The sequence below is a fragment of the Pseudomonas sp. HMSC065H01 genome (genome assembly GCF_001815235.1).
In the GTDB taxonomy this organism is placed as follows: Bacteria; Pseudomonadota; Gammaproteobacteria; order Pseudomonadales; family Pseudomonadaceae; genus Pseudomonas; species Pseudomonas aeruginosa.
Genome location: NZ_KV819825.1, coordinates 1 through 6,892 on the forward strand (window position 1 = coordinate 1; position 6,892 = coordinate 6,892).

Here is a 6,892-nt window from a genome sequence, read left to right on the forward strand (position 1 = left end):
CCCGGGCGGCTACGACCCGGTTCCGGAGCGCCAGGAACAGGCGTGCGCCTGCCACAGAACGGCAAAGCCCGGCAAATGAAGCCGGCGAAAAGATCGCAACGGCGACATCCCGCACATAACCGGACCCGCCGGTCGACATGCGGAATTGATAAAACCTATCATTCAGGGTCCATCTCCCCGGCTATCGCCCGGCGTCCCCATGCGCCAGGCGACGCCTGGGAGCTCCGCTCAAACGTTTCATCCTGAGGCACCGATGCCCCGTCATCCCTTCTCCCCTTCCTTCCTCGCCGCCAGCGTCTTCTGCGCCGCCACCCCGGCCCTCGCCGCGCTGCAACCGATCGCCGAGGCGCCGCTGGCCGGCGAAACCGAGTTCCGCTGCCAGTTCAACGCCGACAACAGCACCGATTGCGTGAGCACCTACAGCTTCACCATCCTCAAGCCGAGCGGCCGCGAGATGCTCTCGCGCATCGATCGCAGCTACGCGGAGACCGACAGCCTGATCGTGGAGAAGGCCGAGCTGACCCAGCCCGGCGGCAAGCCGGTGCCGCTGGACCAGTCGCAGATCGATACGCGCACCGCGCCGAACCCGGACCAGGGCTTCCTGCGCGAACGTCAGACCTCCCTGGCGTTCCCCAACCTGCGCGTCGGCACCCGCATCAGCTACACCCTGCGCGAGCACTTCACCGCCAAGCCGCTGAGCACCCAGTTCCACTACATTCTCAGCCGCCCACCGATGCCGGTGCGCGACGACCGCTTCGTCGCCGAGTTCAAGGCCGAGCGGCCGATCTTCGTGCGCAGCGAGCTGATGGACGCCTATCGCATCGAACAGAGCGCCGACAAGAAGACCCTCAAGGTCAGCCTGAAAAAGCCGCAATACACCAACTACATCAACGAAGCCGGCAACGCCTACCTGCGCCATACCCCGCGCCTGGAGCTGGGCAGTTCGCTGGACCTGCAGGACAACTTCGGCCCGTTCGCCGCGCGCTACAACGAGATCCTCGCCGCGGAGCTGCCCAAGGGCGCCGCGGCGGCCGTCGCCGCGGTGAAGGGCAAGCCGGCCCGCGAGCAGGTCGCCGGCCTGATGCAGTACATCAACGACACCTACCGCTACCTGGGCGACTGGCGCGCCAGCGAGCGCGGCTACGTGCCCTTCTCCCTGGCGGAGATCGAGCGCAATGGCTACGGCGACTGCAAGGACCTGGCGATCCTCCTCGCCGCCATGCTCAAGGCCACCGGGATCAAGGCCGAACCGACCCTGGTCAGCCGCGGCGACGTGGTCTGGGACCTGCTGGTGCCCGGCATGTACGCGCCGAACCATGCCATCGTCCGCGCCGAGGTGGACGGCAAGACCTGGTGGCTGGACCCGACCAACCCGGTGTTCGCTCCCGGCCGCACCATGCCCGACATCCAGCAGCGCTGGGCGCTGGTGCTGGGCGCCGACGGCAAGGTGCGGCGCGACGAGATTCCGCTGGAAGCGCCCGGCGACACCCTGCGCGTGACCCGCAGCGAGCATTACACCCATGACGGCGAAGCCCGGGTCGAGTCGCGCGTGGAGCTTTCCAACGCGCCGCTGATGCAGCTCAGCGTCGCCGATCGCCAGCGCGGCCGCACCAGCACCGACCAGGAGCTGTGCCGCAACTTCGCCAAGGAAGGCAGCGACTGCGTGCTGGAGCGCGACGACAGCCAGTTCGTGCTGCCGCCCAGCTATACGATCAGTGCCAGGCTTACCGACCGCCGCGCCCTCGACCGGCTCGGCGGAGAGTATTTCTACAACCGCCAGGACCTGGCCAGCCAGTGGGATGCCTTCGCCAAGTACCGTAGCGAAGGCCAGTTGGCCGAGCTGTACCTGGGCGAACCGCAGATCACGTCCTACGACATCAGCCTGTCCGGCGGCAAGACTGACGAGCCGGCGCACAGTTGCGAGATCCGCAGTCCCTGGTTCGACATCGACCTGCAGGCCGAACCGGCCAAGGATGGCGGCTACCACTATCGTTATCGGGAAGTGCAGAAGACCAGTTGGCTCAACCACGACGAGATCAACAGCGCCGAGTTCGGCAAGCTGATCGAGCAGAGCCGCGGTTGCGTCGAGCAACTGCGCCTGGTGGTCAAGCTGGACAAGCGTCCCTGAGCGACCCGCGCCCGCTCCGGCGGGCGCGTCCAGCCGCACCAGCGGGCGATCCTTCTACTCGCCCGCGCAGCCCTCCAGGCCGAGCGCCTGTTCATAGAAACGCGCCATGCGCTCCGGGTCGGCGACGTACGCCAGCATTCCGCTGGCGAGCCTGTCGCCTACACCTGCCAATCGAGCCGCAGCCCGGATTCGAACGTACGCCTCTCGCCGCTCAGCGGGTCGTCGAAGCGCAGCCCCCTGGCCAGCAGCTTGAGCGGCCGCAGGTAGTCGTCGGGGCTGCCCTCGGCGTCCAGCAGCTCGGGATAGAACCCATCGTTCTGGATACCCGCGCCGAGTGCCGCGAGGTGCACGCGCAGCTGGTGCTTCTTGCCGGTCACCGGATACAGCCGGTAGCGCCACCAGCGGCCGTTGCGCTCGACGACCTCGATGCGCGTCTCGCTGTTCGGCTCGCCCTCGCCTTCGCGCATGCGGAAGAACGGCTCGCCGGGCACCAGGCGGGTCCTGCGCAGCAACGGGAAGTCCAGTTGCGGCAAGGCCGGAGCGATCGCTTCGTAGCACTTGTCGATGCGCCGCTCGCGGAACAGCGCCTGGTAGCGCCCGCGGCTGCCGGGATTGGTCGAGAACAGCACCAGCCCGGCGGTATGCCGGTCGATCCGGTGCAGCGGCACCAGGTCTCGATTGCCGGTGCTGCGGGCCAGCCGCGCCAGGAGCGTCTGCTCGACGTAGCCGCCGGCCGGCATCACCGGCAGGAAGTGCGGCTTGTCCGCCACCAGCAGATGCTCGTCGCGGTACAGGATGCGCGCCTCGAAAGGAATCGGTGCCTCCACCGGCAACTCGCGGAAGTAGTGCACACGCAGGCCTTCGCGATATGCCGCCTGCGGGCCCAGCGCACGCCCCTCGGCGTCCAGCACCCGGCCCCGCTGCATGCGCGCCAGCCAGGTGTCACGGTCGATGGCCGGGAAACGCGCGCAGAGACAGTCGAGCACGGTGCTCCAGGGACCGGCCGGCAGATGCAGGGTGCTGGCGCGGAGACTGGCATCGGGCAAGGAAGGAGACGACATGCGGCAACTCGGGAAGGACGGGCGACCATTAGGCCGCAGCGCGGCGCACAGGTCAAAGCACGCCGGGGCGAAACGAAGAAACCGCCCGAAGGCGGTTTTTTCCGTGACCCAGGGATCGAATCAGGCGGCGCTCGCCTTGCGCTCTTCCGCCTCGCAGGCGGCTGCGGTGAACAGCACGTCGGTCGAGGAGTTCAGCGCGGTCTCCGCGGAGTCCTGGAGGATCGCGATGATGAAGCCTACCGCCACCACCTGCATCGCCACCTCGCTGGGAATCCCGAACAGGCTGCAGGCCAGCGGGATCAGCAGCAGCGAACCGCCGGCCACGCCGGACGCGCCGCAGGCGCAGATCGACGCCACCACGCTGAGCAGGATCGCGGTCGGTACGTCCACGGCGATGCCCAGGGTATGCACCGCTGCCAGGGTCAGCACGGTGATGGTGATCGCCGCGCCAGCCATGTTGATGGTCGCGCCCAGCGGGATCGATACCGAATAGGTGTCTTCGTGCAGGCCAAGGCGCTCGCAGAGCTGCAGGTTGACCGGGATATTGGCTGCCGAGCTGCGGGTGAAGAACGCGGTCATGCCGCTTTCGCGCAGGCAGGTCAGCACCAGCGGATAGGGATTGCGGCGGATCTTCAGGAACACGATCAGCGGGTTGACCACGAAGGCCACGAACAGCATGCAGCCGAGCAACACCACCAGCAGGTGGGCATAGCCTTTCAGGGCCTCGACGCCGGACTCGGCGAAGGTCGAGGCGACCAGGCCGAAGATGCCCAGCGGGGCGAAGCGAATCACCACCTTGACGATCAGCGAGACGCCGTTGGACAGCTCGGAGAGCAGGTTGCGGGTGGTATCGCTGGCGTGGCGGAAGGCGATGCCGAGGCCGATGGCCCAGGCCAGGATGCCGATGAAGTTGGCCGAGATCAGGGCGTTGACCGGGTTGTCCACCACGCTCAGCAGCAGGGACTGGAGCACCTCGGCGATGCCGCCCGGAGGCGACATCTCGCCCGGATGGCTGGCCAGCACCAGGCTCGAGGGGAAGGCGAAGCTGGCGATCACCGCCACCACCGCGGCGCTGAAGGTGCCGACCAGGTACAGCAGCAGGATCGGCCGGATATGGGTCTGCTGGCCTTGCTTGTGGTTGGCGATGGATGCCATCACCAGGACGAACACCAGTACCGGCGCGACGGCCTTCAGCGCGGAAACGAAGACCTTGCCGATGAAGCCGACCTTGAGCGCGGCGGCCGGGAAGAAGCTGGCGAGCAGCAGGCCGGCGATCAGGCCGACGATGATCTGGCCCACCAGGCTGGTACGCGTCAGCAGATGAAGCAGGGGACGTTCAGGGTATGTCATGCAGATTTCTACTCTTATAGGTGTGTCGAAGGCCGGCCCAGGCAGCTTCCATGCCGAACGACCCTGTGCCGTTCCGCCCCCGCGAAGGGATGGTTCGAGCGAGCCGGGTAGTCTAGGGAAGGACGCGCAGCACCACAGGAAACACCGACCAGCGGATACCGGGCTCCCCCGCCACGGCCATCGAACCGGATCGGGACGGCGTGGATTCTAGCCGTGTCTGCGCTTTTTGGGGGCGTCCAATTCTGTCTGGATTCGGACATGTCGTCGCAGGCGCATTGCCAGCCGGGAGGCCGGAAATCCCTGTGAAAAGGAGGGAAAACGCGAAATTCGCTGTCTGCAGATAGCCAAAGCCCGCCATGAGGCGGGCTTCAGATGGGGGGCTAGTCCGTTAGCCATGGGTCCATGATTGACCCGTCACCGTGAAAATTTCGTGAAGATTACCAATCTTTTTCCTTCACATTTCCGCTGAATCCATTCACCGCTCGCCTCACTGGGTCGGGCTCAGCTCGCTCTCCTGGAAGCGCGGCGGCGGACGGCTGAAGCTGCGAGTCAGGTAGAACAGGTAGCCGAAGCCCAGTCCGGCCCAGATCAGCCCCATCACCAGCGAGGTGCTTTCCAGGTTAAGCCAGAGCACCGCGACGATGGCCGCGCCGAGCAATGGCAGGACCAGGTAGTGGAAATGCTCCTTGAGGCTGCGGTTGCGCCCGCCGCGCACATAGAAATGCACGATCACCGAGAGATTGACGAAGGTGAAGGCCACCAGGGCGCCGAAATTGATCAGCGCGGTCGCGGTCACCAGGTCGAAGGAGATCGCCGAGAGCGCCACCATGCCCACGATGAGCACGTTGATCGACGGCGTACGCCATTTCGGATGGACGAAGCCGAAGATCCGCTCCGGCAGCACGTTGTCCCGCCCCATCACGTACAGCAGGCGCGACACGCTGGCCTGGGAGGCCAGGCCCGACGCCAGGGTATTGATGAAGGTGGCGCAGAGGAAGACCGACTGGAACAGCTTGCCGCCGACGTACAGGGCGATTTCCGGTAGCGCCGCGTCGGGTTCCTTGAAGCGTACGTTGGTCGGGAAATAGGACTGCAGGAAATACGACACGGTGATGAAGATCACCCCGCCGTACAGCGCGGTGAGGAAGATCGCCCGCGGGATCACCCTGCCGGCGTCGCGGGTTTCCTCGGACAGCGTAGTCACCGCGTCGAAACCGAGGAAGGAAAAGCAGAGGATCGTCGCCCCCGCCACCATCGCCGAGAGATGCGCGTGCTCGGAGAAGAACGGCTGGGTACTGAGCACCGTGGCGGTCCCCTCCCCGTTGTTCAGGCCGTGAATCACCAGGCCGATGAAGACCACGATGATCGCCAGCTGGACCAGCACGAAGACGGTGTTGAAATTGGCGACCAGGTTCACGCTCTTGATGTTGATGAGGGTCATGATCAGCACGAACATCACCACCCAGATCCACGGGGCGACCTCGGGGAACAATGCGGTCAGGTAGATCTTCGCCAGCAGTGCGTTGATCATCGGCAGGAACAGGTAGTCCAGCAGCGACGACCAGCCGACCATGAAGCCGACATGGGGATTGATCGCTCGTTGCGCGTAGGTATAGGCCGAGCCTGCGGTGGGGAACTGGCGGACCAGCTTGCCGTAGCTGATCGCGGTGAACAGCACGCCGGCGAGGGCCAGCAGGTAGGCGGTGGGCACGTGTCCCTGGGAAATCCCGGATACGATGCCGAAGGTGTCGAAGACGGTCATCGGGGTCAGGTAGGCCAACCCGATCATGACGATCTGCCACAGCTTGAGGGACTTGCGAAGCTGGGTTCGTTCTGCGGTGGGGGGAGGATTCGACATGGGTATGCTTGCCTCGATTTCTTCTTTTTCTAATGCACAGCAAAGGAAGGCGGACAGGCGGAAACCGCAGGCTTGCCGCCGTCTACCTTCAGCAAGGGTGGGAACCTCGACGGAAGAACGGGCGGGCGGCGCCGGACCGGAGCCGCCCGCCCATGCTCACACGGTGTGCAGGTACCAGTTGTACTCGAGGTCGGAGATCGAGTACTCGAACTCCTCCAGCTCGCTTTCCTTGCAGGCGACGAAGATGTCGATGTACTTCGGATCGATGTACTTCGCCAGGATCTCGCTGTCGTCCAGTTCGCGCAGGGCGTCGCGCAGGTTGTTCGGCAGGCTCGGCTCCAACTGCTCGTAGGAGTTGCCTTCGATCGGGGCACCCGGCTCGACCTTGTTGGTCAGCCCGTGGTGCACCCCGGCAAGCACCGAGGCCAGCAGCAGGTAGGGGTTGGCGTCGGCGCCGGCGACGCGATGTTCCAGGCGTACCGCGTCCGGGCTGCC

General features: G+C 65.6%; 4 protein-coding genes and 2 pseudogenes. 2 read left to right on the forward strand and 4 right to left on the reverse strand.

The genetic code is table 11. From position 1 onward, the window contains the following. Positions 1 to 79 (forward strand): annotated as a pseudogene (locus HMPREF3014_RS32890) (membrane protein insertion efficiency factor YidD); the annotation flags it as partial. A gap of 174 nt (positions 80 to 253) precedes the next feature. After that, positions 254 to 2,128 (forward strand): DUF3857 domain-containing transglutaminase family protein, encoded by a 1,875-nt coding sequence (locus HMPREF3014_RS00890; RefSeq protein ID WP_023087548.1) that lies wholly within the window; start codon positions 254 to 256, stop codon positions 2,126 to 2,128. A 158-nt stretch (positions 2,129 to 2,286) separates the two neighbouring features. Here HMPREF3014_RS00890 and HMPREF3014_RS00895 read toward each other — a convergent pair whose 3' ends face one another. The 4 genes and pseudogenes from HMPREF3014_RS00895 to HMPREF3014_RS00910 form a co-directional block, all read right to left on the reverse strand. After that, positions 2,287 to 3,189, reverse strand: a complete 903-nt coding sequence (locus HMPREF3014_RS00895) for an RluA family pseudouridine synthase (protein WP_003106501.1) — start codon at positions 3,187 to 3,189, stop codon at positions 2,287 to 2,289. A 120-nt stretch (positions 3,190 to 3,309) separates the two neighbouring features. After that, the gene (gene sstT, locus HMPREF3014_RS00900) at positions 3,310 to 4,539 is read right to left on the reverse strand and encodes a serine/threonine transporter SstT (protein WP_003114881.1); all 1,230 of its coding nucleotides are present in this window, start codon (positions 4,537 to 4,539) and stop codon (positions 3,310 to 3,312) included. 487 nt (positions 4,540 to 5,026) lie between these two features. Further along, positions 5,027 to 6,397, reverse strand: a complete 1,371-nt coding sequence (locus tag HMPREF3014_RS00905) for an APC family permease (protein WP_010794107.1) — start codon at positions 6,395 to 6,397, stop codon at positions 5,027 to 5,029. A gap of 156 nt (positions 6,398 to 6,553) precedes the next feature. After that, a pseudogene (locus HMPREF3014_RS00910) lies at positions 6,554 to 6,892 on the reverse strand (glutamine synthetase); the annotation flags it as partial.